General features: G+C 71.2%; 27 protein-coding genes. 18 read left to right on the top strand and 9 right to left on the bottom strand.

Going from position 1 to position 24,900, the window contains the following annotated elements; translation table 11 throughout:
- The 3 genes from infB to truB form a co-directional block, all read left to right on the top strand.
- Positions 1 to 2,013, top strand: a 2,013-nt coding sequence (infB, locus tag ACTZWW_RS12725) for a translation initiation factor IF-2 (RefSeq protein ID WP_444781330.1), incomplete at its 5' end; no start/stop codon positions are given.
- Positions 2,014 to 2,197: 184 nt separating this feature from the next.
- The gene (gene rbfA, locus ACTZWW_RS12730) at positions 2,198 to 2,650 is read left to right on the top strand and encodes a 30S ribosome-binding factor RbfA (protein WP_444781331.1); all 453 of its coding nucleotides are present in this window, start codon (positions 2,198 to 2,200) and stop codon (positions 2,648 to 2,650) included.
- 41 nt (positions 2,651 to 2,691) lie between these two features.
- Positions 2,692 to 3,720 carry a tRNA pseudouridine(55) synthase TruB gene (truB, locus tag ACTZWW_RS12735; RefSeq protein ID WP_444781332.1) on the top strand — a complete coding sequence of 343 codons (1,029 nt, stop codon included), beginning with the start codon at positions 2,692 to 2,694 and terminating at the stop codon, positions 3,718 to 3,720.
- 11 nt (positions 3,721 to 3,731) lie between these two features.
- On the opposite strand, the gene ACTZWW_RS12740 is transcribed toward truB, so the two are convergent.
- Together ACTZWW_RS12740 and ACTZWW_RS12745 are read right to left on the bottom strand one after the other, a co-directional pair.
- A complete protein-coding gene (locus ACTZWW_RS12740) occupies positions 3,732 to 4,994 on the bottom strand; it encodes a cytochrome b/b6 domain-containing protein (protein ID WP_444781333.1) in 1,263 nt (420 codons plus the stop codon).
- A 70-nt stretch (positions 4,995 to 5,064) separates the two neighbouring features.
- Positions 5,065 to 5,646: a YceI family protein gene (locus ACTZWW_RS12745; RefSeq protein ID WP_444781334.1), complete on the bottom strand. Its 582-nt coding sequence runs from the start codon at positions 5,644 to 5,646 to the stop codon at positions 5,065 to 5,067.
- 216 nt (positions 5,647 to 5,862) lie between these two features.
- Here ACTZWW_RS12745 and ACTZWW_RS12750 point away from each other — a divergent pair, with 216 nt between their 5' ends.
- Entirely contained in the window at positions 5,863 to 6,108 is a 246-nt protein-coding gene (locus ACTZWW_RS12750; protein WP_444781335.1) for a type II toxin-antitoxin system VapB family antitoxin, read from the top strand.
- The gene (locus ACTZWW_RS12755; protein WP_444781336.1) at positions 6,105 to 6,524 is read left to right on the top strand and encodes a type II toxin-antitoxin system VapC family toxin; all 420 of its coding nucleotides are present in this window, start codon (positions 6,105 to 6,107) and stop codon (positions 6,522 to 6,524) included. Before ACTZWW_RS12750 ends, ACTZWW_RS12755 begins: the two co-directional genes overlap by 4 nt.
- A gap of 77 nt (positions 6,525 to 6,601) precedes the next feature.
- Here the strand turns inward: ACTZWW_RS12755 and ACTZWW_RS12760 are convergent, their stop codons facing one another.
- Positions 6,602 to 8,782, bottom strand: a complete 2,181-nt coding sequence (locus ACTZWW_RS12760) for an esterase-like activity of phytase family protein (RefSeq protein WP_444781337.1) — start codon at positions 8,780 to 8,782, stop codon at positions 6,602 to 6,604.
- Between the two features lie 176 nt (positions 8,783 to 8,958).
- On the opposite strand from ACTZWW_RS12760, the gene ACTZWW_RS12765 reads away from it, so the two are divergent.
- Positions 8,959 to 9,369, top strand: coding sequence for a RidA family protein (locus ACTZWW_RS12765; protein ID WP_444781338.1), 411 nt, complete (start codon positions 8,959 to 8,961; stop codon positions 9,367 to 9,369).
- A complete protein-coding gene (locus tag ACTZWW_RS12770; RefSeq protein WP_444781339.1) occupies positions 9,369 to 10,151 on the top strand; it encodes a creatininase family protein in 783 nt (260 codons plus the stop codon). The genes ACTZWW_RS12765 and ACTZWW_RS12770 overlap by 1 nt, the downstream gene beginning before the upstream one ends.
- Positions 10,152 to 10,160: 9 nt before the next feature.
- On the opposite strand, the gene ACTZWW_RS12775 is transcribed toward ACTZWW_RS12770, so the two are convergent.
- Positions 10,161 to 10,571: a DUF7282 domain-containing protein gene (locus ACTZWW_RS12775; protein WP_444781340.1), complete on the bottom strand. Its 411-nt coding sequence runs from the start codon at positions 10,569 to 10,571 to the stop codon at positions 10,161 to 10,163.
- A gap of 266 nt (positions 10,572 to 10,837) precedes the next feature.
- Here ACTZWW_RS12775 and ACTZWW_RS12780 point away from each other — a divergent pair, with 266 nt between their 5' ends.
- From ACTZWW_RS12780 to ACTZWW_RS12790, 3 genes are read left to right on the top strand one after another with little or no spacing between them, the layout of a single operon-like run.
- Entirely contained in the window at positions 10,838 to 11,437 is a 600-nt protein-coding gene (locus tag ACTZWW_RS12780; RefSeq protein WP_444781341.1) for a GbsR/MarR family transcriptional regulator, read from the top strand.
- 35 nt (positions 11,438 to 11,472) lie between these two features.
- On the top strand, positions 11,473 to 12,861 hold the full coding sequence (locus ACTZWW_RS12785; protein WP_444781386.1) for a cytochrome ubiquinol oxidase subunit I: 1,389 nt from the start codon (positions 11,473 to 11,475) through the stop codon (positions 12,859 to 12,861).
- 17 nt (positions 12,862 to 12,878) lie between these two features.
- Positions 12,879 to 13,901 carry a cytochrome d ubiquinol oxidase subunit II gene (locus ACTZWW_RS12790; RefSeq protein WP_444781342.1) on the top strand — a complete coding sequence of 341 codons (1,023 nt, stop codon included), beginning with the start codon at positions 12,879 to 12,881 and terminating at the stop codon, positions 13,899 to 13,901.
- 16 nt (positions 13,902 to 13,917) lie between these two features.
- Here ACTZWW_RS12790 and ACTZWW_RS12795 read toward each other — a convergent pair whose 3' ends face one another.
- Genes ACTZWW_RS12795 through ACTZWW_RS12810 form a run of 4 tightly spaced genes read right to left on the bottom strand, consistent with a single transcriptional unit; the run spans position 13,918 to position 16,623 of the window.
- Complete coding sequence (locus tag ACTZWW_RS12795; RefSeq protein ID WP_444781343.1) at positions 13,918 to 14,727, bottom strand: EscR/YscR/HrcR family type III secretion system export apparatus protein; 810 nt, start codon at positions 14,725 to 14,727, stop codon at positions 13,918 to 13,920.
- Positions 14,724 to 15,296 (bottom strand): flagellar basal body-associated FliL family protein, encoded by a 573-nt coding sequence (locus tag ACTZWW_RS12800; protein WP_444781344.1) that lies wholly within the window; start codon positions 15,294 to 15,296, stop codon positions 14,724 to 14,726. Before ACTZWW_RS12800 ends, ACTZWW_RS12795 begins: the two co-directional genes overlap by 4 nt.
- Before the next feature lie 41 nt (positions 15,297 to 15,337).
- The gene (gene flgH / locus ACTZWW_RS12805; protein WP_444781345.1) at positions 15,338 to 16,069 is read right to left on the bottom strand and encodes a flagellar basal body L-ring protein FlgH; all 732 of its coding nucleotides are present in this window, start codon (positions 16,067 to 16,069) and stop codon (positions 15,338 to 15,340) included.
- On the bottom strand, positions 16,066 to 16,623 hold the full coding sequence (locus tag ACTZWW_RS12810; protein WP_444781346.1) for a MotE family protein: 558 nt from the start codon (positions 16,621 to 16,623) through the stop codon (positions 16,066 to 16,068). The genes flgH and ACTZWW_RS12810 overlap by 4 nt, the downstream gene beginning before the upstream one ends.
- Positions 16,624 to 16,745: 122 nt before the next feature.
- Here ACTZWW_RS12810 and ACTZWW_RS12815 point away from each other — a divergent pair, with 122 nt between their 5' ends.
- The 8 genes from ACTZWW_RS12815 to ACTZWW_RS12850 all read left to right on the top strand — a co-directional run bounded on the left by ACTZWW_RS12815 (position 16,746) and on the right by ACTZWW_RS12850 (position 23,096).
- The gene (locus tag ACTZWW_RS12815) at positions 16,746 to 17,762 is read left to right on the top strand and encodes a WD40 repeat domain-containing protein (protein ID WP_444781347.1); all 1,017 of its coding nucleotides are present in this window, start codon (positions 16,746 to 16,748) and stop codon (positions 17,760 to 17,762) included.
- Positions 17,763 to 17,769: 7 nt separating this feature from the next.
- On the top strand, positions 17,770 to 18,057 hold the full coding sequence (locus ACTZWW_RS12820; protein ID WP_444781348.1) for a hypothetical protein: 288 nt from the start codon (positions 17,770 to 17,772) through the stop codon (positions 18,055 to 18,057).
- Positions 18,057 to 18,716 (top strand): DUF2937 family protein, encoded by a 660-nt coding sequence (locus tag ACTZWW_RS12825; protein WP_444781349.1) that lies wholly within the window; start codon positions 18,057 to 18,059, stop codon positions 18,714 to 18,716. The genes ACTZWW_RS12820 and ACTZWW_RS12825 overlap by 1 nt, the downstream gene beginning before the upstream one ends.
- Positions 18,717 to 18,851: 135 nt before the next feature.
- The gene (sdhC, locus tag ACTZWW_RS12830; protein ID WP_444781350.1) at positions 18,852 to 19,259 is read left to right on the top strand and encodes a succinate dehydrogenase, cytochrome b556 subunit; all 408 of its coding nucleotides are present in this window, start codon (positions 18,852 to 18,854) and stop codon (positions 19,257 to 19,259) included.
- Positions 19,260 to 19,271: 12 nt separating this feature from the next.
- A complete protein-coding gene (sdhD, locus tag ACTZWW_RS12835; protein WP_444781351.1) occupies positions 19,272 to 19,670 on the top strand; it encodes a succinate dehydrogenase, hydrophobic membrane anchor protein in 399 nt (132 codons plus the stop codon).
- A 16-nt stretch (positions 19,671 to 19,686) separates the two neighbouring features.
- Positions 19,687 to 21,528 carry a succinate dehydrogenase flavoprotein subunit gene (gene sdhA / locus ACTZWW_RS12840; RefSeq protein WP_444781352.1) on the top strand — a complete coding sequence of 614 codons (1,842 nt, stop codon included), beginning with the start codon at positions 19,687 to 19,689 and terminating at the stop codon, positions 21,526 to 21,528.
- A 13-nt stretch (positions 21,529 to 21,541) separates the two neighbouring features.
- Entirely contained in the window at positions 21,542 to 22,324 is a 783-nt protein-coding gene (locus ACTZWW_RS12845; RefSeq protein ID WP_444781353.1) for a succinate dehydrogenase iron-sulfur subunit, read from the top strand.
- A gap of 175 nt (positions 22,325 to 22,499) precedes the next feature.
- The gene (locus tag ACTZWW_RS12850; RefSeq protein ID WP_444781354.1) at positions 22,500 to 23,096 is read left to right on the top strand and encodes an AprI/Inh family metalloprotease inhibitor; all 597 of its coding nucleotides are present in this window, start codon (positions 22,500 to 22,502) and stop codon (positions 23,094 to 23,096) included.
- 7 nt (positions 23,097 to 23,103) lie between these two features.
- Here ACTZWW_RS12850 and ACTZWW_RS12855 read toward each other — a convergent pair whose 3' ends face one another.
- Entirely contained in the window at positions 23,104 to 24,834 is a 1,731-nt protein-coding gene (locus ACTZWW_RS12855; protein ID WP_444781355.1) for a sensor histidine kinase, read from the bottom strand.
- Between the last annotated feature and the right edge of the window lie 66 nt (positions 24,835 to 24,900).

Here is a 24,900-nt window from a genome sequence, read left to right on the forward strand (position 1 = left end):
GCTCCCGGCGCCGCCGCGCGTGCCCGGACGCCGGTCGCCGACGACGAGGCGCCCCGCGGCCGCAAGGGCGCGCCCAAGGCTCCCCCGGTGCCGAAGGCGACCAAGGGTGGCGAGGATCGCCGCCGCGGTCGCCTCACGGTCACGAAGGCGCTCGCCGGGGACGAGGAGCGCACGCGCTCCGTCGCCTCCTTCAAGCGCCGCATGCAGCGCCTCCAGGGCAAGGGCCAGTCGGCCGAGCGCGAGAAGATCTCGCGCGAGGTGACGATCCCGGAGACCATCACCATCCAGGAGCTCGCCAACCGCATGGCCGAGCGCGCGGTGGACGTCATCCGCCTGCTGATGAAGCAGGGCGAGATGTACAAGATCACCGACACGATAGACGCGGACACCGCGCAGCTCGTGGCCGAGGAGATGGGTCACAGCGTCAAGCGCGTGGCGGAGTCCGACGTGGAGGAGGGCCTGTTCGCCGCGGCGGACACCGACGAGCATCTCGAGGCGCGCCCGCCGGTCGTGACCATCATGGGCCACGTCGACCACGGCAAGACCTCGCTGCTCGACGCGATCCGCAAGACGAACGTCGTTGCGGGCGAGGCCGGCGGCATCACCCAGCACATCGGCGCCTATCAGGTGACGAGCCCGTCGGGCGGCAAGATCTCCTTCATCGACACGCCCGGCCACGCGGCGTTCACCGCCATGCGCGCCCGCGGCGCGAAGGTGACGGACATCGTGGTGCTGGTGGTCGCGGCCGACGACGGCGTCATGCCGCAGACGGTCGAGGCGATCTCCCACGCCAAGGCCGCGGGCGTCCCGATGATCGTGGCGATCAACAAGATCGACAAGCCGTCCGCGAACCCGCAGCGCGTGCGCACCGAGCTCCTCCAGCACGATGTGCAGGTGGAGTCGATGGGCGGCGACACGCTCGAGTTCGAGGTCTCCGCCGTCACCCGCGCGGGTCTCGACGAGCTGCTCGAGGGCCTCGCGCTGCAGGCCGAGATCCTCGACCTCAAGGCCAACCCGGAGCGGGCGGCCGAGGGCACCGTCGTCGAGGCCAAGCTCGATCGCGGCCGTGGCCCCGTGGCCACCGTCCTCGTCCAGCGCGGCACGCTGAAGACCGGCGACATCGTCGTCGCCGGCTCCGAATGGGGCCGCGTGCGCGCCCTCGTGTCCGACATCGGCGAGCAGGTCAAGGAAGCCGGCCCGTCGGTGCCGGTCGAGGTTCTGGGCTTCAACGGCACGCCCGAGGCCGGCGATCGCGTCGCGGTCGTCGAGAACGAGGCACGCGCCCGCGAGGTCACGGAGTACCGCGCCCGCCAGAAGCGCGAGCGCGCCTCCGCCCGCGCCAGCGGCTCCACCCGCTCGCTCGCGGACATGATGCGCGACCTCAAGGAGGGTGCCGGCCGCAAGGAGATGCCGCTGGTCGTCAAGGCGGACGTCCAGGGCTCCCTCGAGGCAATCGTCGGCGCGCTCGAGAAGATCGGCAACGACGAGGTCGCAGCCCGGGTCATCCACGCGGGCGTGGGCGGCATCACCGAGTCGGACGTCACCCTGGCGGAGGCCTCCGGCGCCGTCGTGCTCGGCTTCAACGTGCGCGCCCACAAGGAAGCGCGCGAGAGCGCGGAGCGGGTCGGCGTCGAGATCCGCTACTACAACATCATCTACGACCTGGTGGACGACATCAGAGCCGTCATGTCGGGCATGCTTCCCCCGCAACTGCGCGAGGAGCGGCTGGGCGAGGCGGAGATCCTCGAGGTCTTCGCCGTGTCCAAGGTCGGCAAGGTCGCGGGCTGCCGCGTCCAGGACGGCGTCGTGCAGCGGGGCGCCCACGTGCGGCTCATCCGCGACAAGATCGTCATCCACGAGGGCAAGCTCTCCCAGCTCAAGCGCTTCAAGGACGATGCGCGCGAGGTGGTGGCCGGCCAGGAATGCGGCATGGCCTTCGAGAACTACCAGGACATGCGCAAGGGCGACGCGATCGAGTGCTATCTCGTTCACGAGGTGCGCCGCACGCTCTGAGCGCGGCGCGCGCCCGGCGGAGCCCCTCGCGGGCGTCCGTCCTCGTTCTCCAGCACGCCGCGGCGTCCGAGCCCCCGCGGCGCGCTGGTTGGTTCTTTCCCCTCGTGCGTGAGCCGCGCCGGTCCCCGGGCGCGGCTCACGCGCGCCGCATGGGCCAACGCGGCCCGCGAAGGAGGCGCCCGCCATGGCGAAGCGTTTCGAATCCACCGGCCCGACCCAGCGCCAGCAGCGCGTCGCGGAGCTCGTCCGCCACGCGCTGTCGGACGTGCTCGCCCGCGGCGACCTGCAGGACCCCGTGCTGACGACCCACGTCGTCACCGTTCCCGAGGTGCGCATGTCGCCCGACCTCAAGCTCGCCACCGCCTACGTGATGCCGCTCGGCGGCCAGGACGAGGCGGCGGTGCTCGAGGCGCTCGATCGCTCGAAGAAGGTCCTGCGTGGCGAGGTGGCGCGGCGTGTGAACCTGAAGTTCGCCCCCGACCTGCGCTTCCGGCGCGACGAGAGTTTCGACGAGGCCGCGCGCATCGACGCGCTGCTGCGCTCCGAGCGCGTGCGCCGCGACATCGACGGCGAGGCGGAAGACGGCGACGACGAGACGCCGTCCGGCGCTCCGCCCTCCGACGCCCACGACACCTGATCTTCGGCCGCAGACGCGACGCACCCACCATGGACACCCCGATGAGCGACGAGACCACGAACGCCCGCGCGACCGACGGCGCCCCGCGTGAGGCCGAGGGGCCGGGCAAAGACCCCCGCGGCCCCCGCGGCCGCCGCGGCCCGCGTCCGGACCGCCCGAAGCGCCGCGACGTCAACGGCTGGGTCGTGCTCGACAAGTCGGTCGGAGTCACCTCGACCCAGGCGGTCGCCATGGTCAAGCGCGCCTTCAACGCCAAGAAGGCGGGACACGCCGGCACGCTCGACCCGCTCGCGTCCGGCATCCTGCCGATCGCGCTCGGGGAGGCGACGAAGACCGTGCCGTTCGTGATGGACGGCCGCAAGGCCTACCTGTTCACGGTCAGCTGGGGTGCGCAGACGGACACGGACGACGCAGAGGGCGAGATCGTCGCCCGCTCCGACGCGCGTCCGACGCCGGCGGAGATCGAGGCGATCCTGCCCGATTTCGTCGGCGAGATCATGCAGGTGCCCCCGCGCTTCTCGGCGATCAAGATCGCGGGCGAGCGCGCCTACGATCTCGCCCGCGATGGCGAGACGGTGGAGCTCGTGGCGCGCCCGGTCGAGATCGACCGCATCTCGCTCGTGGCGCATGCCGGCGACACGTCCGTGTTCGAGGCCGAATGCGGACGCGGCACCTACGTGCGCGCGCTGGCCCGCGACTTCGGTCGGCGGCTCGGCTGCCTCGGCCACGTCTCCTCGCTGCGCCGCACCCGCGTCGGCCCGTTCACCGAGGAGGACACCGTGGAGGCGCAGGATCTCGAGGCCTTCCGCGCGGCGACCGAGGCCGGAGAGGGCCCGGCGCTCGAGGACCTCGTCCTGCCGGTGCAGACGGCGCTCGGCGAGCTCGAGGCGGTCCCCGTCTCCCGCGACGCAGCCGCACGCCTGATGCGCGGCCAGTCGGTGATCCTGCGTGGCCGCGACGCGCCGCTCGAGGGCCAGGCCTACGCGACCTTCGGCGGCGTCCTGGTCTCGACAGGCACGATCGAGCGCGGCGAGTTCGTGCCCCACCGCGTGTTCAACCTGAAGGCCTGAGCCCGAGGGTCCTAGGCGCCTCCGCCTTCACCCGTGCCGGCACGGCGGGCGGTGAGGTCGACGGTGATCTCGACCGAGAAGCCCACCGTGGCCTCGTCCGGGTAGCTCTCGCCCATGCCGAAGTCGCGCCGGTCGACCGTGACCGTCCCCGAAGCCGTGGCGACGCCGTCGACGATCTCGAGCGTGAAGGGCAGCGCGACCGGCACCTCGGCACCGGCGAGCGCGAGCGTGCCCACGGCGCGGTAGCCGCCCGCGTGGCCGGCGTCTCCGGCCGCGACGATGTCGGCGGCGAAGCGGGCCGACGGGTGCGCCTCGGCATCGAAGAACTCTGGGCCGCGCGCCTGCGCGGTGACGGAGCCGAGCGTCATCGACGCGATCGGGATCGCCACCGTCACGGAGCCGTGCCGGCCGTCGGCGTCGGGCGTCTCCTCGAAGGCGATGTCGGCGTCGAATTGCGCGAAGCGGCCGGTGACGGGCGTGCCCATCTGACGCACGGAGAAGGTCAGCTCGCCGCTCTCGACGACCCAGGACGACGGCGTGGCCTCCGCCGTGGTCGCGGGGAGCGCGACGCCGGGGCGCGCACCCGTCTCGCCGCCGCCCTGCGCCAGCGTCACGACGCCGCCGCCGACGAGCCCGTAGACGAGGAGCGCACCGAGCGCCGGGGCGAGCGCGTGCCTCCTCACGGGGATCGCCGCCGTCGCGGCGCCGGCGCGGCGGCCGGGCAGCATGCGCGCGAGCGTCGCGTCGCGATCGACGAGGTGATGCTTGAGCGCGCCGGCGACGTGCAAGGCGAGCGCCGCCATCAGGAGCTTGGTGAAGGTCGCGTGCACCGCGCCCGCGGCGGCGGCGACCTCGGGCGACTGCGGCACGAGGGGCAGGGTCTGGCCGAGCGGCCACCAGATCGGCGCGAAGCCGGCCGCGGCCGCGTGCTGCACCCAGCCCGACAGCGGCACGGCGACGAGGGAGACGTAGAGGAGCCAGTGCACGCCCTCGGCGAGGGCGGTCTCGAGGCGCCGCTCGGGGTGGAGCGGGGTCGGGCGCGGCTGGCTCAGCATCCATCCGATGCGCACGAGCGCGAGGAAGAAGACGGCGACGCCGAGCGTCTTGTGGATGGAGAACAGGAGCGCCTTGGTCGCGAGCGCGTCCGACGTGTCGTAGGGCCATTCCACCGCGACGAGGCCGAGCGGGATCATGGTGAGGATGAGGGCCGCGATCGCCCAATGCAGGGCCTTCGAGACCGCGCCGTAGCTGGAGACGGTGTTGCGCGCCTGCATGGGAGACCTCCATGGACGAAAAGGCCGGGCCGCGCTCGGCGGCCCGGCGTCTCGCATCACGTGGTTGCGATCACTCGGCCTGCATGGCCTCGACGGAGATCCGCACCTCGACCTCGTCGCTCACGAACGGGGCGAACATGCCGAGCTCGTAGTCGCTGCGAACCAGCGTCGTCGTGGCGTCGAAGCCGGCCCAGGGCTTGTTCTCCATGGGGTGCATGCCGGCCTGGTTGAGCGTCGCGTCGAGGACGACGGACTTGGTCACGCCGTTGAGCGTCAGGTCGCCGGTGATGAGCGCGGTGTTCTCGCCCGTCACCTCGATGCCGGTGGAGACGAAGGTCACCATCTCGTCCTCGTCGGCGCCGAAGAAGTCCTCCGTCATGAAGTGCGTGAAGCGACCCTCCCAGCCGGTGAACATCGAGCGCACGGGAAAGGAGACCTCCACCGAGGAGGCGGCCGGGTCGTCCTGCACGAACTCGATCGTCCCCTCGAAGCCCGAGAACATGCCCCAGGTCGTCGAGTAGCCGAGGTGGTCGTAGGAGAACAGGATCTGGCTGTGGCTCGGGTCGAGCACGTAGGTCTCGGCCTGCGCGACGGGCGCGGCGAGGAGGGCGGCGGCGAGCGTGGCGCCGGCGAGGGAGGGGATGCGCAGCATGGGTCTGAAGTCTCCGAAGGTCGTGTCGGACGCGCCTCGGGGGCGCTTCGGGAACGGAAGGTAGTGGAGACCGGCTGTGCAAAAAAGACAGGATTGGATGCTGGACGGCAGAGGCTATCTTGCGCAGTTGCACACACACGAGCGCGTGAACGGGTGCTGAGCCTTGCGAGATGCGGCGATCGGAGATATCGTCGTGCCCGCATCGGAGATATACTCATGGCGCTGTTCATCCGCGATGCCGAGGTCGCGGCAATGGCCGACCAGCTCACTCGGCTGACCCGGGCCAAGAGCAAGACCGAGGCCGTCCGTGCCGCGTTGCGGCACGAGCTGGAGCGAGCGAGAGCGGAGATCCCGCTCCGCGAGCGGGTCGCCGTCATCCAGGAGCAGGCCGCGAAGCTCGGCTCGCCCGACCGCGACTTCGACATGAAGGCGTACATGGACGAGATGTGGGGCGACGATTGATGTTCGTCGATGCGTCGGCCCTCGTCGCGATCATCAATCGGGAGCCGGGCTGGGAAGTGGTGCTCGATCGCATCGATCGCCATTCCGGTTTGCGGCACGTGTCGCCGCTCGTCCGCTTCGAGGCGACCCTGGGCGTCGCGAGGAGCTTGCGAGGAAACGCGCCGTCGGAGGCGACGCACATCGCTGCCGCACGGGCACTCGTCGACTCCTTGATAGACGACATCGGTGCAGGCGATGTCCCGATCTCGGAGGCGATCGGTGAGCTGGCGCTGGACGCGGCAGCGCTCTACGGCAGAGCCGCCGGGCATCCGGCACGGCTCAACTTCGGCGACTGCTTCAGCTACGCCTGTGCCAAGATGCTGGGTACAGGCTTGCTCTACGTCGGTGACGATTTCTCCCGCACGGACCTGGCATAGCGGCCTCGCCCCTCCAACGAAGAAGGGCCCGCCGCAGCGAGCCCTTCCCACGTCCCGTGCACCTGCCGCTGCGCCGATCACATCGCGCCGATCGACCAGAAGAACGTCTCGCCCGAGGAGTCGTCCACGCCGTCGTTGTCGGTGACGACATAGCCCGTGCCGGCCGCGTCGATGGCGAAGCCTTCGACCTTGTCGACGACGTAGCCGTTCCACTGCGCGAGATCGGGGATGAAGTCGCGCACGAGCTCCTTCTCGACCACCGGCAGCTCGCCGCCGAGCGGGGCCGGCGTCATCTGGGCGAGCGGCACGCGGTAGAGCGCCTTCACGCCGACGTTCCCGCCGATCTGGTTGTCGCGCTCGACGATGTAGACATGGTCGCCGTGGGCGGTGATCTCGGAGAGCCCCATCCAGGCGCCGTCGCCAGGCGTCTCGAGCGGGTAGCGCACCGCGCCCCATTCCTTGCTCTCGGTGTCGTAGGAGACGAGCTTGACGAAGCCCTTCTCGTCGTCACCCCACTCGCGTTGGATCGCGATCCAGAGCGTCGAGCCCACCATCGTGACACCCTCCGATCCGAAGCGGCGCTCGACCGCGTTCAGCTCGGCGGGGAAGGGGACCTCCTCGCGGATGCGGCCGCTGGCGTCGACGCGGTAGAGCGCGTGCGGGATCAGCCGGTCCGTGCGGCCCTCGGAGGCGAGCCAGAAGCCGCCCTCGATCGCCACGATGCCCTCGAGGTCGAGCTTCTGGGCAGGCATGCCGTCACGCGTGACGCGGATGGCGCGGGTGATCTGCGCCGGCGTCTGCGTGGCGTCGATCTCGAAGATGGTCGGCTGCGAGCGGTAGACGCTGTCGCTGACCGCATACAGGCGCCCAGGCGTCTCCAGGTCGGCCGCGAGGCCCGACAGCGCGCCGAAGCCGATCGGCCGGCCGGCGTCGTCCATCGTGGAACGGATCGTCGGGTAGGACGGCGTGCCCTCGCCCATCTCGAAGAGCATCACGTGCGAGCGCGGCAGGCCGTCCTCTCCGAGATCGGCCTCGTTCGCCACCGCGAGCAGGCCGCGCGACGGGATGGCGACCGCGCCCTCCGGCGCGATGCCCGACGGCAGCATCTGCACGAGCTCGGGCTCGGCGCCGGTGTCACGGTAGACGCCGACGATCGAGCCGCGCTCGGAGAGGAGGAAGATGTAGGTGTCGTCCCCGAAGGTCGCGACCTCCATGCCCTCGGGCTCGACGCCCTTGTTGCCGGAGCGGCCCTCGGGGTAGTGCCCGAGCATCGCGACCTCGTACTCGAACGAGAGGCCGGACTCCCAGAGGACCTCGCCCTCCTTGGAGAAGATGGTGAAGCCGCGCGAGCCGCCCTCGTAGTCGCCCTCGTTGGCGGAGACGATGCGGTCCGTGCCGAGCCACTTCACGGCGTCGGGCTCGCGGGGGACGGCGGGGAGCGTGCCGTCGAAGGTGAGCGCGCCCTCCTCCGCGGTGTCGACATTCTCGAGGTCGACGGCGCCGGCGGAGAAGTGGGAGACCACCGACCCGTCGGAGGCCAGCACGACGATGTGGTTGTTCTCCTGGAGCGAGACCACGATCTCGCCCGCCTCGTTGATCGAGACGAACTCGGGCTCCGGATCCTCCGGCGCGACCTCGGCGAGGCCGGTGACGTCGGCCATGATCATCGCCTCGCAGTCCGGCGCACCCTCGCTGAGCGGGATGATGGCGACGTATCCGGCGGGGAGCTGCGGGATCTCGCCGTCGTTCAGGTCCTCGTCGCGCTCGTTCTCGATCGCGATGGCGAGGAAGGAGCCGTCGGGGGCCACCGCGGTCGAATCGGGCTGGCCGCCGAGGTCGCAGGAGCGGGTGAGCGTACGGCTCTCGACGTCGAGGATCGCGAGATGGCCCGAGGGCGCGACGAAGCTCTCCGACGTGTTCACCGCGACGAACACCGTCTGTCCGAGCGCGGCGACGGAGGTCGGCTCGCCCTCGGTGGCGACGGAGCCGAGAGCCTGCGGGCTCTCGGGATCCGAGATGTCGACGAGGCCGACCGCACCGAGCGGGCTGTCGGAATAGACGAGCGTCATGCCGTCGCCCGTCGCGGTGATGATCTCCGACGACGTCTCGGTCAGCGGATCGGCGTCCGCCGGCAGGTTCTGCGGGACCGGGAAGGACGCGATGCGGTCGAAGCCCTGCGCCGCCGCGGGAATCGCGGTCGAGGCGAGAAGTGCGGCGGCGAGCGCGCCGCCGAGCGTGCGGATCCTCGTGTCGGGCATGTCTTGTTTCTCCCCCTGTCCGGTACCGAAGCGTGGCCGGTCGGTCGTAGGAGCGGCGCGCGACGGTTGGATGACAGCGGGCGTCCCGCGGGCGTGCGCGGCGGTGGAAAGGCTTGGCGGGCGGCGCACGCGGGTCCAAGATGCGCGTTCCTTCCGACCACGAGCCCGCAGAGCCCATGCGCCGCATCACGCCAGACACGATCCGCCCGCCCTTCGCCAACTACGCCCACGCCGTCGAGGTGCCGCCCGGCGCGCGTCTCCTGCTCGCCTCCGGCCAGCTCGGCATCGACAAGGACGAGCACGTGCCGGAGGACGCCGGCGCGCAGGCGGACCTGTGCTTCGCCAACATCGCCGCGGTGCTGGCGGATGCCGGCATGGGTCCCGCCGACGTGGTGCGCATCAACGCCTTCGTCTCGGATCGCGCCTACCTGAAGCCCTACATGGAAGCCCGCGACCGCTGGGTGCCCTCGCCCGCGCCGGCCTCGACGCTGGTGATCGTCTCGGGCTTCGCGCGTGAGGTGTTCAAGGTGGAGATCGAGGTGATCGCGGCGAAGGTCGACGAGACTGCCGACGGGGAGGGCGCCTGATGCCGCTCGTCGATTGGCACGCCCTCTCCACCGCCGACTTCGCCGCCCGCGACATGTCGCGGGCCGTCGCGGTCCTGCCCGTCGCGGCGATCGAGCAGCACGGGCCGCATCTGCCCACCGGCGTCGACACGCTGATCGCCGAGGGCTACCTCGCGCGGGTGCGCCCGCTCGTGCCGGACGATCTCGACGTCCTGCTGCTCCCCACGCAGGCGATCGGCAAGTCGAACGAGCACCTCGCCTTCCCGGGCACGCTGACGCTCTCGGCCGAGACGACGATCGCCGCCTGGCGCGAGATCGGCGAGAGCGTCCATCGCGCCGGCTGCCGCAAGTTCGTCTTCGTCAACTCCCACGGCGGCAACGTTCCGGTCGTCGACATCGTCGCACGGGAGCTGCGGGTGCGGCACGGCATGCTGTGCGTGACGAGCGCCTGGCACCGGCTCGGCTACCCGGAGGGGCTGTTCTCGGCCCACGAGCTGCGTCACGGCATCCACGGCGGCGAGATCGAGACATCACTGATGCTCGCCTTCCGGCCGGACCTCGTGCGCATGGAGCGGGCGGTGGATTTCGAGCCGATCATGGTGCGCATGGCGCGCGAGAACGCGCATCTCTCGGCGATCCAGCCGACCGGCTTCGGCTGGATGGCGCAGGATGTCCATCCCGCCGGGGTCGCGGGCAACGCCGCCGCGGCCACGCCGGAGAAGGGCGCCGCCGCGGCGGATTTCGGGGCGCGGGCGTTCGTCGACCTCTTGCGCGACGTCGACCGCTTCACGCTGCCGGGCTGAGAGCCCCGGTTACTGCGCCGTGACCACCGTCATGACGAGATTGCCGTCCATGCGGATCGGGCCGTCCTCGGTCGCGCCGAGCGTGTACTCGAAGATGCCCGTCTGCATGCCGCCATCCTCGGAGTGGACCATGAGCATGAGCTTGTCGCCGGATGCGACCTCCTCGGTGAGGATAGCGGCGACGTCCTCGGTCATGCCCGCGCGCAGCGGGGCGTGGCCCACGACGGGGCCGGGCTTCATGTCGTCGCCGGTGCGGTGCACCACGAGCCAGCCGTTCTCGGGCGCGTTGACCGACGTGGCCGAGACCACGCCGTTCGACACGTCCTGGTCCATGGCCTCGACCATCGGCATGTCCTGCGCGAGCGCGGTGGTGGAAAGCGCGGCGAGGCCGGCGGCGGCGATGAGCGTGCGGGTGATCATGCGTCTGTCTCCCTGACGTTGGTGTCGAGCGGGCCGGCGCTGGATCGCGTCGGCGTCCGTCGGGGCGCAGGTACGGCGCGTCGAGGCGGAGGGTTTCGGCCCGGCGCGAAAAAAGCGCGTGCGCGGGAGATTGGGAATTCCTTCACCCTAAGCGCCCTCGCGACGTCCCGTCGCATGGATATGGTCCTAGGTATTCCGATATTTCAGAAAAGCCTGAAACTACGGAAACGACGGCATCCCCCGCCGGACGCACCCGGGCCGAAGCCATGAACCTGCCACCCCTCGTCCAGACCTTCGTGCTCCATTTCGGCGAGATGGGCGGCCGGTGGGGCGTCAACCGCACGGTGGGGCAGATCTACGCCCTGCTGTTCGTCTCGCCGCAGCCGCTCGTCGCCGACGACATCGTCGAGGCGCTCGGCGTCTCGCGTTCCAACGTGTCGATGGGGCTCAAGGAGCTCCAGGCCTGGAACCTGGTGCGCCTCCAGCACAAGCCGAACGACCGGCGCGACTATTACTCTGCGCCCGAGGACGTCTGGCAGATCGTGCGCACGCTCGTCGAGGAGCGCAAGAAGCGCGAGATCGACCCCACGCTCTCCATGCTTCGCGAGGCGCTGATGGAGCGTCCGGAGAGCGACTACGAGCGCCACGCGCAGGAACGCATGCGCGTGATGCACGAGCTGATGGACATGATGTCCGACTGGTACGAAGACGTGCGCCGCATCGAGACCGAGCGCCTCGTCCAGCTGATGAAGCTCGGCTCGCGCATCACCCGCCTGCTGGAGACGGCGGACCGGCTCAACTTCATGGCGCCGCGCAAGAAGAAACCGAGCGGCGGCGACGACGAGCCGCCCGATCCTTCCGCCTGACACGCCCGCACGAACCGACCGAGACCCCCGTCATGATGGACGCACTCCTGCTCTCGCGCATCCAGTTCGGCGCGAACATCACCTTCCACATCCTCTTCCCGACGATCACGATCGCGCTCGGCTGGGTGCTCCTGTTCTTCAAGCTGCGATTCAACGCCACCGGCGACGAGAGCTGGATGGACGCCTATCGCTTCTTCGTGAAGGTGTTCGCGCTCTCCTTCGCCCTCGGCGTGGTGTCGGGCATCACCATGTCCTTCCAGTTCGGCACCAACTGGCCGGGCTTCATGGAGCGCGTCGGCAACGTCGCCGGTCCGCTGCTCGCCTACGAGGTGCTGACCGCCTTCTTCCTCGAGGCGACCTTCCTCGGCATCATGCTGTTCGGCTTCCGCAAGGTGCCGAACTGGCTGCACACGCTCGCCACCGTGCTCGTCGCCTTCGGCACGACGATGTCGGCCTTCTGGATCCTCGTCCTGAACTCGTGGATGCACACACCGGCGGGATACGAGGTGATCGACGGGGTCGTGCACGCCACCGACTGGTGGGCGATCGTCTTCAACCCGTCCATGCCCTACCGGCTGGCGCACATGCTTCTGGCCTCGGGGCTGACCGCGGCCTTCCTCGTCGCCGGCCTGTCGGCGTGGCGCTGGCTGCGGGGTGATCGCTCCGGCGGCGTGCGGGTCGCGCTGCGCACCGGCGTGTTCCTGGCGGCGGGGCTGATCCCGCTCCAGATCCTCGCCGGCGACATGCACGGGCTCAACACGCTCGAGCACCAGCCCGCCAAGGTCGCGGCCATGGAGGGCAACTGGGAGACGCGCGGCAACGTCCCCCTCGTCCTCTTCGCCCTGCCGGACCAGGAGGCCCGCGAGAACCGCTTCGAGATCGCCATCCCGAACGGCGCGAGCCTCATCCTGAAGCACGACCCCGCCGGCGTCGTGCCGGGCTTGAACGACTTCGTGCGCGAGGACGGCACGGTCGAGCATCCGCCCGTCGCGCCGGTCTTCTACGCCTTCCGGATCATGGTCGGCGTCGGCTTCCTCATGCTCGCCGTGTCCTGGGCGACCGGCTGGCGGCTTTCGAAGCGTGGGGAGCCCGGCACCGTGCTGGCCTGGGCGCTCGTCGCCATGACGTTCTCCGGCTGGGTCGCGACGATCGCGGGCTGGTACGTCACGGAGATCGGCCGCCAGCCCTGGCTCGTCACCGGCGTGCTCTCCACCGCGGAGGCCGTGACACGCACCGCCGGCGCGGGAATGGTCTGGACGACTCTCGCGATGTACCTCGCGATCTACGTGGTCCTGCTCGCGGCCTATGTCGGCACGCTCTACCACCTCGCCGGCAAGGCGAGCGCCGCCGCCACTGGTCGCGCCGCGCCGACGGACCCGATCGCGCAGGGCGGCGAGCGCCTCGCCGCTTCCGCCTCCGCCTGAACCGAGAGCGAACGACGATGGACATCATCACCCAAGGCCAATCCTGGCTGCCGATCGCCTTCGCGGGCCTGCTCGGGCTCTCGATCCTGCTCTACGTGATCCTCGACGGATACGATCTCGGCGTGGGCATCCTCACCGGCGCACTCGGCACGGGCGAGGACGCCGCCCACAAGGACCGCATGATCGCCTCGATCGGTCCGTTCTGGGACGCCAACGAGACCTGGCTCGTGCTCGCCGTCGGCCTGCTCCTCGTCGCCTTCCCGTTCGCGCAGGGCGTCGTGCTCGGCGCGCTCTACCTGCCCGTCGCCCTGATGCTGCTCGGGCTGATCCTGCGCGGCGTCGCCTTCGACTTCCGCGCAAAGGCGGTGGACGGGCACCGGATCTGGTGGGACCGCGCCTTCTTCGCCGGCTCGACCATCGCGGCGCTTGCGCAGGGCTACATGCTCGGCCTCTACATCGTCGGCTTCGAGCGCACGGCGGTCAACGTCGCCTTCTCGATCCTCACCGCGGTGGCGCTGGTCGCGGGCTACGCCTTCATCGGCGCGTCCTGGCTGATCCTCAAGGCGGAGGGCGATCTCCAGCGGCGCGCCGTGCGCTGGGCCCGCGGAACCCTCTGGCTCGTGGCGCTCGGCTTCGTCGCGGTCTCGGTGGTGACGCCGCTGATGAGCGAGCGGATCTTCGCCAAGTGGTTCGAGCTGCCCTATCTCGTGCTGCTCGCGCCGCTCCCGGCGACGGCGGCCGCGGTGTTCGTCGTGCTGCACCTCGTCCTGAGGGCGCTGCCGACCCGCACCGACCGCTTCGCCTGGGTGCCCTTCTCGGGCGCGATCGCGCTGTTCGCGCTCGGCTTCTACGGTCTCGCCTACTCGTTCTTCCCCTACGTCGTCCCCGAGCGGATGACGATCTGGGAGGCGGCCGCGGCCGACGCGTCCCTGATGATCATGCTGGTCGGCGCCTGTCTCGTCCTGCCGATGATCCTCGGCTACACGGCGCTGTCCTACTGGATCTTCAAGGGCAAGGCCGGGGCGCTGCGGTACGATTGAGCGAGCCGGCCCGCACCTAGAAGTACGACCGTACCAACCCCCCGACCAGGATGTTCCACCCGTCGATCAGCACGAAGAACAGGATCTTGAAGGGCAGCGAGATGACGGTGGGGGGCATCATCATCATGCCCATCGACATCACGATCGTCGCCACCATGATGTCGATGACGAGGAAGGGCAGGGCGATGATGAAGCCGATCTCGAAGCCGCGGCGCAGCTCGGAGATCATGAAGGCCGGGATGAGGGTGCGCAGGTCGATCTCCTCGTCCGGAGCCGGCCCCGCGTCGGCTTCCGCGCCCGCGGCGCCGCCCTCCTGCGCCACCGCCTCCGAGACGAAGCTCGCCTGCGCGAGCTCCTGGAACATGGCCAGATCCTCGTCGCGCACGTGGGCGAGCATGAACTCGCGGAAGGGCTGGACGGTGCGCGCGAAGGCTTCCTCCTCGGTGATCTCCTCGGCGATCAGCGGCTCGATGCCCTCCGCCCACGCGCGGTCGAAGGTCGGCGCCATGACGTAGAAGGTCATGAACAGCGCCAGCGAGATCAGGACGAGGTTCGCGGGCGTCGACTGCAGGCCCATGCCCGCGCGCAGGAAGGAGAGGGCGACCACGAAGCGCACGAAGCTCGTGACCATGATCATCAGCCCCGGCGCGATCGAGAGCACCGTGAGCAGCGCGACCATCTGGACGATGCGCCCGGTGGTCGAGCCCTCGCCTTCGGGCAGCAGGCCGGACAGGTCGAAACCCTGCGCCAGCGCCGGCGCGGCGAGGACGAGGAGGCCCGCGACCGCGAGCGGAACGGCGAGGAGGACGGCGCGGGCGCGGCTCATTGCACGACGAGGCTCTCGATGACGAACTCGCGCACGCGACCCTCGGTGCGGGTGCGCGCGCGCTCGGTGAGGTCCTCGCGCAGGTGCGCGAGGCCGGTGGCACCTTCGAGCCGGGCGAGCGGCAGGGTGCGCAGGTAGGCCAGCGTGTCGCCGGAGACCCGCGCCGCCAGCGCCGGCGCCTCCTCGGGCTCGACGCCGTCGAGCAGCAGCGCGCCGTCGATGCGCACCCAGATCTCGGAGGGCTCGGCGAGGTTCGCCACGACCGGATCGAGGCGCACCACGCTCACGTCGGCGTCGCGGACCGCCGGGCCTGTGTCGCCCGCGTCGCTCGTGGGCGCCCGCGCGGTGGGGTCGCCGAGCGTCAGGCCCAGCCCCGCGCCGGTGCCGACGCCCAGAAGCGTGAGGAGAACGAGGGCGACCGCGAAGGCGACGCCGCCACCCTTCTCCTCTCCGGAACCACCCCTGCCGCGTCCCCGCGACGGGAGTGCGGGCGCCGAGGCGGTTCCCGCGGGAGCAGGGAGCCCGGCAGACAGGGCGGGGAGCGCGGCTCTCGTGGGCTCGCGGGCCATCGTGCGGTCTCCTCTGGAAACGGCTGGCGGAACGGCGAGGCTCAGAACGGCGAGACGCGGTCGTAGAGCTGCTGGCCCCAGCCGGGCTGCTGCACCTCGGTGGTGCGGCCGGCGCCGCCGTAGGAGATGCGCGCCTCGGCGATCTGGTCGTAGCGGATGGTGTTGCGCGGGGAGATGTCGCGCGGCCGGGCGATGCCGGCGACCGAGATCACCCGGACCTCGTAGTTCACGCGCACCTCCTGCGAGCCGGAGATCAGGAGGTTGCCGTTGGGCAGGACCTGGGTGACGACGGCGGCGACGGAGACGACGACGCGCTCCGAGCGCCCGACCGAGCCGCGCCCGCGGCTGCGGGTGTTGGCGGAGAGGTCGGCGCCGAAGTCGCCGCTCGTGCCCACGCCGTCGACGCCGAAGCCGAAGCCGAGCCCGAAGCCGGCGCCGGAATCGCGTGAGCGGCTCGACTCGTTGTCGAGCGTCGCCTCGTCGTCGATGGTGATGCGCACGGTGACGACGTCGCCCACGCGCATGGCGCGGCTGTCGGAGAAGAGGTTCTCGCGCCGCTCGCTCCACAGCGAGTGATAGGCGCGCGGCCCCTCTGCCGGCGAGGTCGAGACCGGCAGCGCGGCGTGCGCGGTGGTCAGCCCGGCGCCGACGGGCGTGAGCCCCGGCGCCTGGTTGATGTCGCTCAGGGTCGAGGAGCAGGCGCCGAGCGCGGTGATCCCGAGGAGGGCGGCGGTGCGCGCGAGGGCGCTGCGTACGGGTAGGCGGCGCGTCATAGGGACTGCTCCTGGTCTGCGTCGGTGCGGGCCGTCTCGGCGGCGGTGCGGGCGAGCTGGGCGGCCCGGCCCGGCTCCATCTCGTTGAGGATCGCGCTCGCCTGGCGCGGCGCGAGCTTGGCGAGGACGGCGGACGCCATCTCGTTCTCGAGCGCGGCGAGCTGGGCGGCGGCGGCGTCGGGGCGCATGCGGGCGTAGATCGCGACGATGCCTTCCTCGGCCTGGCGCAGGTGCTCCTCGCGCCGGGCGAGCGCCTCCTCGACCTCCACCCGCAGGGCCTCGAGATCGGCGAGGCGCGCCTCGATGCGCGCCTCGATCTCGAGGAGCGCGCGCGCCTGCCAGCGCGCCCGCGCCTCCTGCGCCTCCTCGCGGATCGCCTCGCAATAGAGAGCGACGTCGGCCGGCGGCGGCGCTCCCGGCGCAGCGGGGAGGGGAGTTCGCGCATCCTCCAGCGCGGCGACCGGCGCGGCGACGAGGGTCGCGCCGAGAAGGACCGCGCGGAGCGCGGCCGCGGCTGCGGCTGCGAGCGTGAGCCTCCGTCGGGGATGGCGCATGTCGACCTCTTGGGAATTCGGCTGGAACGAGGTCTAGGGCCGCGAGCTTGCACCAGGCTTGCGCGGCCGCCGCCCGCGTCGGCCCCTTCCCCGCGGGCGCATCGGGGGGTAGACAGAGGACCATGAGCGAGAACCCGACCGACGCCGCGCCCTCCCTCCTCGACCTCGTGCGCCCGCTGGACGCCGGGGCGCACGTGACGGCCTGCGCCTTCCTGGGCGACGTCGCCGCCTTCGCGCTCGGCGACGGCGGCGTGCTGCTGTGGAAGGGCGGCGAGCGCCACCGCGTCGAGGCGCATCCCGACGGCTCGGTGCTCTCGGCGGCCTGCGACGGCGAGCGGCTCGTCACCGGCGGGGACGACGGGCGTGTCGCGGTGACGGGCGCCGACGGCTCGACCCGCACGTTCGCCCAGGCGGGCGCCTTCGCCTGGATCGACGCGCTCGCGCTGCATCGCGACGGCGGCATCGCCTGGTCGTCGGGAAAGACGGTCACCGCGCGCGACCCGAAGGGGAAGGAGCGCACGCTGTCCACGCCGTCCTCCGTGCGCGGTCTCGCCTTCGCGCCGAAGGGCTACCGCCTCGCCGTGGCGCATGTCGACGGCGCCACCCTGTGGTTCCCCAACCTCGACACCGCCCCCGAGCGGCTCGAGTGGAAGGGCGCGCATCTCGACGTCGTCTGGTCGCCGGACGGGCGCTTCGTCGTCACCTCGATGCAGGAGAATTCGCTCCACGGCTGGCGCCTGCAGCCGGACAAGGGGCACATGCGCATGTCGGGCTATCCCGGCAAGTCGCGCTCGCTGTCGTGGACCCACGACGGCAAATGGCTCGCGACGTCGGGCGCCGACGCGGTGATCCTCTGGCCCTTCGACTCGAAGGAGGGGCCCACCGGCAAGCAGCCGCGCGAGTGCGGCGTGCGGCCCGCGCAGGTCTCGCGCGTCGCCTGCCATCCGCGCACCCCCGTCGTCGCCGCCGGCTTCCAGGACGGCGCGGTGCTGCTGATCCGGCTCTCGGACGCGTCCGAGCTGCTCGTGCGCCCCGCGGTGAAGGGCTCCGGGATCAGCGCGCTCGCCTGGGACGCGCGCGGCGCGACGCTCGCCTTCGGCGCCGAAGACGGCGCCGGCGGCGTCCTCGTGCTGCCCTGAGGCCGGCATGGCGGGCCTCCTCGGCGCCTTCGCGAACCGCTTCGGCCGCGCCCGTCCCGACCGGGCGGCGCGCGACCGGGTCGCCGCGCTCGCCCGCGCCGTGCTCGCGCTCCCCGCGGACGCGACGCTCGCCGTCAACGAGATCGTCTGCGCCGATCCCGCCTGCCCGGGCACCGAGACGGTGATCCTCGTCATGATGCCCGGCGTGCGCACCCGCGCGATCAAGGTCGCGGCCGAGGCCGAGGCGGTGACGGAGGCGGCACTGCGGGCCGCCGCCGCAGAGGAGGCGGGCTGATGCCGCTCTCGCGCATCGCCGCCATGGGCATGGGCCTCGTCGGCGCGCTGGCCGGGTCGCAGGGGCCCGAGTTCGCGCAGCAGTACGAGCAACGCCTCGGCGGCGCCGTCGACGAGCTCGCGACCGTCGTCGCGCGCTTCGACGAGGGTGCGCGCGAGGCCGGGCTCGACCGCGAGGGCGCGCTCGGGCGGCTCGAGGCGAACCCCGACGATCTCGTGCGCCGCCAGGGCGCGGACGCCCGCGAAGCCGCCGCGCGGCTCGCGGCCCTGGAGGCCCACGCCGCACGCTTCGCGGCGTCCGACGGGCTCTCGCAGGTGCTCCTCGTGCTGCGCGAGGGCGACCCGCGGATCGCGGCCGCCGCCTACCGCGCCTACGAGCCGGCGGTGCCGGTGACGACGGAGGGCGCGATCGCCGGCGGGCTCGGCTTCGCGATGCTCTGGCTCCTGACGTTCGGCGCCGGCAAGGGGATGAAGCGCGGCGGGCGCAAGAGCCTCGCCTTCGCCCGCGCCCGGCTCGGCCGCGGCTCGAAGACCTCGTCCGCCACCCCTCGGGTCATCCGCGGCGGACCCGCGGAACGGTCGCCGCAGGCGAGCCGGCACAACCAAGCGCTTGAGGACAAAGGGATCGGGGAAGCTCCCTACGACCTCCGGAGGGATTGATTACAGTCGCTCCAGACTGTAACCCGCCAGACCGGATGACGCATTGTCGCCGCTGGGGGCTTCCGTTAGTTACCCTTCCGAGCCTGTGTCCTGTTCGCGGCGTCGCGCCGCAGGCTCAACGAGGAGCGTTACGAGATGGCGTCAGCCGAGAGCGCACGAGCCGAAGCCAAGCGGCCCCTGTCGCCCCACCTGCAGATCTATCGCTGGACCTGGACGATGGCGATGTCCATCTTCCACCGGGCCACTGCCATCGTGCTGTACGTCGGCACCGTGTTCCTCGCCTTCTGGCTCGTCTCGCTGGCCTCGGGCCCCGAGGCCTACGCCTCCGCCGCCTGGTTCTTCGGCTCGCCGATCGGCTGGCTGCTGCTCTTCGCCTACACCTGGGCGCTGATGCACCACATGCTCGGCGGTGTGCGCCACTTCCTGTGGGATTTCGGCCAGGGCTTCGAGCCGTCGCAGCGCTTCCTGCTCGCCAAGCTCACCCTCGTCGGCTCGATCTCGCTGACGCTGGTGATCTGGGTCGTGGCGCTGATCGCGCGCTGAGGAGGATCGACCATGGCCACGCGCAACTCCATCCGCACCCCGCTCGCCCGCGCCAAGGGGCTCGGCGCCTCCGGCGGCGGCACGGATCATTTCTGGCACCACCGAATCACGGCGGTGTCGAACCTGCTGCTGCTGCTCCCCTTCGTGGTGATCGTGGCGCTGGTCGCCGGGCGGCCGTACGCGGAGGCGGTCGCGATCGTGTCGCACCCCCTTGCCGCGATCGTGCTGTCGCTCTTCGTCATCTCCATCACGGTCCACATGCGGCTCGGCATGCAGATCGTCATCGAGGACTACGTGCACGGCAAGGGTGCGAAGATCGCAGCCGTGATCGCGAACACGTTCTTCGCGATCGCCATCGGCGCAGCGAGCCTGTTCGCGATCCTCAAGGTCGGCTTCGGCCCCTTGCTCTGAGGGAGTACACGAGACAATGGCGAACGACGCTTCCCCCGCGGCGAACGACGCCGCCCCGTCCGTCGGCGGCGCGGCCTATCCGATCACCGACCACACGTTCGACGTCGTGGTCGTCGGCGCCGGCGGCGCGGGCCTGCGCGCGACGGTCGGCTGCTCGCAGGCGGGCCTGCGCACGGCCTGCGTGACGAAGGTATTCCCCACCCGCTCGCACACCGTCGCGGCGCAGGGCGGCATCTCGGCGGCGCTCGGCAACATGGGCGAGGACGACTGGCGCTGGCACATGTACGACACCGTGAAGGGGTCGGACTGGCTCGGCGACCAGGACGCGATCGAGTATCTCTGCCGCCACGCGCCCGCCGCCGTCTACGAGCTCGAGCACTGGGGCGTGCCCTTCTCGCGCACCGAGGCCGGCAAGATCTACCAGCGGCCCTTCGGCGGCATGACGACCCGCTTCGGCGAGGGCACGGCCCAGCGCACCTGCGCCGCCGCCGACCGCACCGGCCACGCCATCCTGCACACGCTCTACGGGGCGGCGCTGAAGAACGACACCAACTTCTTCATCGAGTATTTCGCCATCGACCTGATCATGGACGACGAGGGCCGCTGCCGCGGCATCGTCGCCCTCGACATGACCACTGGCACGATCCACCGCTTCCGCGCCCAGATGGTGATCCTCGCCACCGGCGGGTACGGCCGGGCCTATTTCTCGGCGACGTCCGCCCACACCTGCACCGGCGACGGCAACGCCATGGTGCTGCGCGCCGGCCTGCCCTTGCAGGACATGGAGTTCGTGCAGTTCCACCCGACCGGCATCTACGGCGCCGGCTGCCTGATCACCGAGGGCGCCCGCGGCGAGGGCGGCTACCTGACGAATTCCGAGGGTGAGCGCTTCATGGAGCGCTACGCGCCCTCCGCGAAGGATCTCGCCTCGCGCGACGTCGTCTCGCGCGCCATGACCATGGAGATCCGCGGCGGCCGCGGCGTCGGCAAGGAGGGGGACCACATCCACCTCCACCTCGACCACCTCGACCCGAAGATCCTCCACGAGCGCCTGCCGGGCATCTCGGAGAGCGCGAAGATCTTCGCCGGCGTCGACGTCACGAAGGAGCCGATCCCGGTCCTGCCGACCGTGCACTACAACATGGGCGGCATCCCGACGAACTTCTACGGCGAGGTGCTGACCAAGAAGAACGGCGATCCGGACTCGGTCGTGCCGGGCCTGATGGCCATCGGCGAGGCGGCCTGCGTGTCGGTGCACGGGGCCAACCGGCTCGGCTCGAACTCGCTCATCGACCTCGTCGTCTTCGGCCGCGCGGCGGGGCTGCGCTGTGCCGAGATCGTCAAGCCGGGCGAGAGCCAGGCGCCGCTGCCGAAGGGCTCGGCCGACAAGGCGCTCTCGCGCCTCGACCGCTTCCGCAACGCCAACGGCGCCACGCCGACGGCGGAGCTGAGGCTGTCTATGCAGAAGACCATGCAGAACAATTGCGCGGTCTTCCGCACCGGAGAGGTGCTGAACGAGGGCAAGGCGCTGATTCACGAGGTCTGGGGCGGGATCGGGGACGTGTCCACCAAGGACCGCTCGCTGATCTTCAACACCGACCTGATCGAGACGCTCGAGTTCGACAACCTCATCACCCAGGCCGTCGTCACGATGGAATCGGCCGCCAACCGGACGGAATCCCGCGGCGCTCATGCCCGCGAGGACTTCCCCGATCGCGACGACAAGGAGTGGATGAAGCACACGCTCGCCTGGTGCGACGAGGGCAAGGGCCAGGTCGCGATCGACTACCGCCCGGTTCATACGTACACGCTCTCGAACGAGATCGAGTACATCGCGCCGAAGGCGCGGGTGTACTGAGGAACGCGAACAGATGGCTGAATTCTCCCTCCCCAAGAACTCCCAGGTCCGCGAGGGCAAGGTCTGGCCGAAGCCCGTCGACGGGAAGCGGCTGCAGGAGTTCCGCATCTATCGCTGGAACCCGGACGAGAGCGAAAATCCGCGCATCGACACCTACTATGTCGATCGCGAGGATTGCGGGCCGATGGTGCTCGACGCGCTCATCTGGATCAAGAACAAGGTCGACCCGACGCTGACCTTCCGGCGCTCCTGCCGCGAGGGCATCTGCGGCTCGTGCGCCATGAACATCTCCGGCCAGAACACCATCGCCTGCACGCGCGGCATCGACGAGTGCGGCTCGGGCGCGGTGAAGATCTACCCGCTGCCGCACATGCCGATCCTGAAGGACCTGGTGCCGGACCTGACGCAGTTCTTCGCCCAGCACGCCTCCGTCGAGCCCTGGCTGCAGACGCAGACGCCGGCCCCCGAGCACGAGTGGCGCCAGACGCCCGAGGATCGCGTCCAGCTCGACGGGCTCTACGAGTGCATCCTGTGCGCCTGCTGCACCACGGCCTGCCCCTCCTACTGGTGGAACGGTGACCGCTTCCTCGGCCCCGCCGCGCTGCTCCACGCCTATCGCTGGCTGGCCGACAGCCGCGACGAGATGACGGGCGAGCGGCTCGACAAGCTCGAGGACCCCTTCAAGCTCTATCGCTGCCACACCATCATGAACTGCGCCAACGCCTGCCCGAAGGGGCTCAACCCCGCCAAGGCCATCGCCGAGGTGAAGAAGATGATGGTGACGCGCCACGTCTGAGCCGGCGCAGCGCCGACTCGGAGCGAACCGGCCGCGCGGGGCGAACCCCGCGCGGCCGCTCGCGTTTCCCGCTTCGCCACATTCATGCTTCACTCTCTGGCAACCAAGATCGTCTAGGAAGGGTTACCTCTCCGATGGTGCCCGCCCGCGCCCACACCAGCCCCGGATGGACCCGATGACGCCGCAGACCGCAACCCGCCTCGCCCTGCGCACGACGGTGATCGCCGCGAGCGTGCTCGCGCTCGCCGCCTGCCAGTCAGCCCGCTTCGGCGGCGGCGGCCCGCGTCCCGCCGTGGCCGCCTCGCCCGGGATCGTCACGGCGACCCCGCTGGAGCCCGGCATCGCCGCGCCCACCGGCGTTGTCGAGTCCCAGCCGCTCGCGCCGCCGCCGATAGACGGCCAGATCGTCGCGACGGACCAGATCGTTTCCGACGTTCCCACCTCTCCGCAGGTCGCCGCGATCCCCGCGCCGACGCAGGCCGCCCCGAGAGCCTCGCGCACGACCTTCGTCGGCACCTGGCGGGCGAGCGAGCCCGGCGGTGGTTCCTGCCGCGTGACGCTCTCGTCGACGCCGTCGCTCGACCTCTACCGCGCCTCGAGCTCCGGGTGCCAGAACGAGGACCTGAGCCGCGTCTCCGCGTGGGACCTGCGCGGCGACCAGGTCTACCTCTACCGCCAGGGCGGCGCCGTTGCGGCGCGGCTCGGCGCGTCGCCGGGTGCGATGAGTGGCGCGCTCTCCCGCTCCGGGGCGCCGGTGGCGCTCTCGCGCTGACGCGCGATCAGGACGTCGTCGACGTCGCGGGCGCCGGCGCGGCGGCGGTATCGGCCGCACCGCGCGCGCCGGCCTCCCGCGCCGCCGCCGGGGCGAAGCGCACCGAGAAGCTCGTCCAGCCGTCCTCCGAGGCGATCTCGAGCGCGCCGCCGGCCTGATCGGCCATGGCCGCGACCATCCGCAGGCCGAAGCCGCGCGCGGTGCGCACCGAGAAGCCCTGCGGCAGCGGCGCGCCGCGGTTGCGGATCGTCAGCCGCCAGCTGCCGTCCCCGACCGGGGTCAGGATCACCGCCACGTCGTCCGCGCCGCCGTGCTTGACGGCGTTGGTCAGCAGCTCGTTCGCGGCGAGGGCGATCGGCATCGCCGTCGCGGCGTCGAGCACGAGCGGCATCGCGGTCACCACACAGCGCGACCCCTCCGGCATGAGCCCGCCCTCGACGCTCGCGCACAGCTCCTCCAGCAGCCGCGCGAAGTCGAGGGAGCCGGCGCCGCCGTCCGCGCGGTGCAGGTTGCGGTAGGCCGCGGCCATGGCGCGTACGCGCCCCGCCGCCTCGTCGAGCTCGCGCCTCGCGGTGTCGTCGACGATGCTCTTGCGCTGGAGCGTCATCAGCGAGCCGAGAACCTGGAGATTGTTCATCGTGCGATGCGCCAGCTCGCGCATCAGCATCTCCTTGCGCCCGAGCGTCGCCTGGAGGTCGTCCGCCAGCGCGTCGAAGCTTCGCCCCAGCGCCGCGATCTCGCCCTTGCCGCGGATGCCGGCGCGGGCGTCGAGGTCGCCTGCGCGCCAACGCTCGGCGGCCGCGAGCACGCGCTGGACCGGGCGGCGCACGGCGCCGTTCGCCACCACCCAGGCCGCCGCGGCGGCGACGACTCCGGTGAGCAGGATGACGAGGATGCCGCGCAGGTTCGCGCGGTCGAGGATGGCGTAGGCCTCCTCGCGGCTCACGCCGATGCCGACGTAGAGGCCGGCGTCGTTGGCCGCCGGCGGGACGTAGCCGAGGATGCGGGGCACGCCGTCGACGGTGCCGCTGACGTCCGCCGTGCCCGGTTCCGGATCGTCGAGGAGCGCGAGCAGCGTCGCGGGCATGCGGCGCCCGACATGGGCGTCGTTGTCGGGGTGGCGCATCAGGATCGTGCCCATGCGATCGGCGACGAGGGTCGCGTGATCGACGCTCCAGGGCTCCCGGTCGAGGCGTGCGCCGAGCGCCTCCAGGTCGAGCGCGGTGATGACGACGCCCTGGAACCGGCCGACATCGTCGACGATCGGGCTGGCGAAATGGACGACTGCCGCGCCCGTCGAGCGCCCGATGGAGTAGGTCCCCGCGGCGAAGGCCCCCGTGCGCCGCGCGTCGCGGAAGTAGTCGCGGTCGGCCACCGTGTAGGGCGCGAGGTCGGCGGGCTGATGGACTCCGTCGCAGACGAGGCGGCCGCGTCGATCGGCCACGAGGAGGTTGTTGAGAAGGCCGTTGCCGTCGACCACGCGGGCCAGGATCTCGGTGCAGCCGGCGGCGTCGCCGTCGCGGATGGCGGGCATCTCGACCAGCACGGCCTGGATCTGCCGGATTCCGTCCACGAGCTGGGAGAGCTCTCCGGCGAGAAGGCGCACCTGGTGGAGCGCCTCCGCGCGCACGTCCGCCTCCTGGTCGCGGTAGAGGCCGCGCTGCGCGACGGCGAGCGCCGCGACGAGGGGCAGGATGGCCGCGAGGACGAGCACGGCGAGGCGCGCGGCGAGAGACATGCGAGTGCTTTCGGCGGACGAGATCGATCCACGCCGACGGCACGGGAGCGCTGCCGACGATCCTAT

Origin of the sequence: Salinarimonas sp. NSM, assembly GCF_052380005.1 — a bacterium.
In the GTDB taxonomy this organism is placed as follows: Bacteria; Pseudomonadota; Alphaproteobacteria; order Rhizobiales; family Beijerinckiaceae; genus Salinarimonas.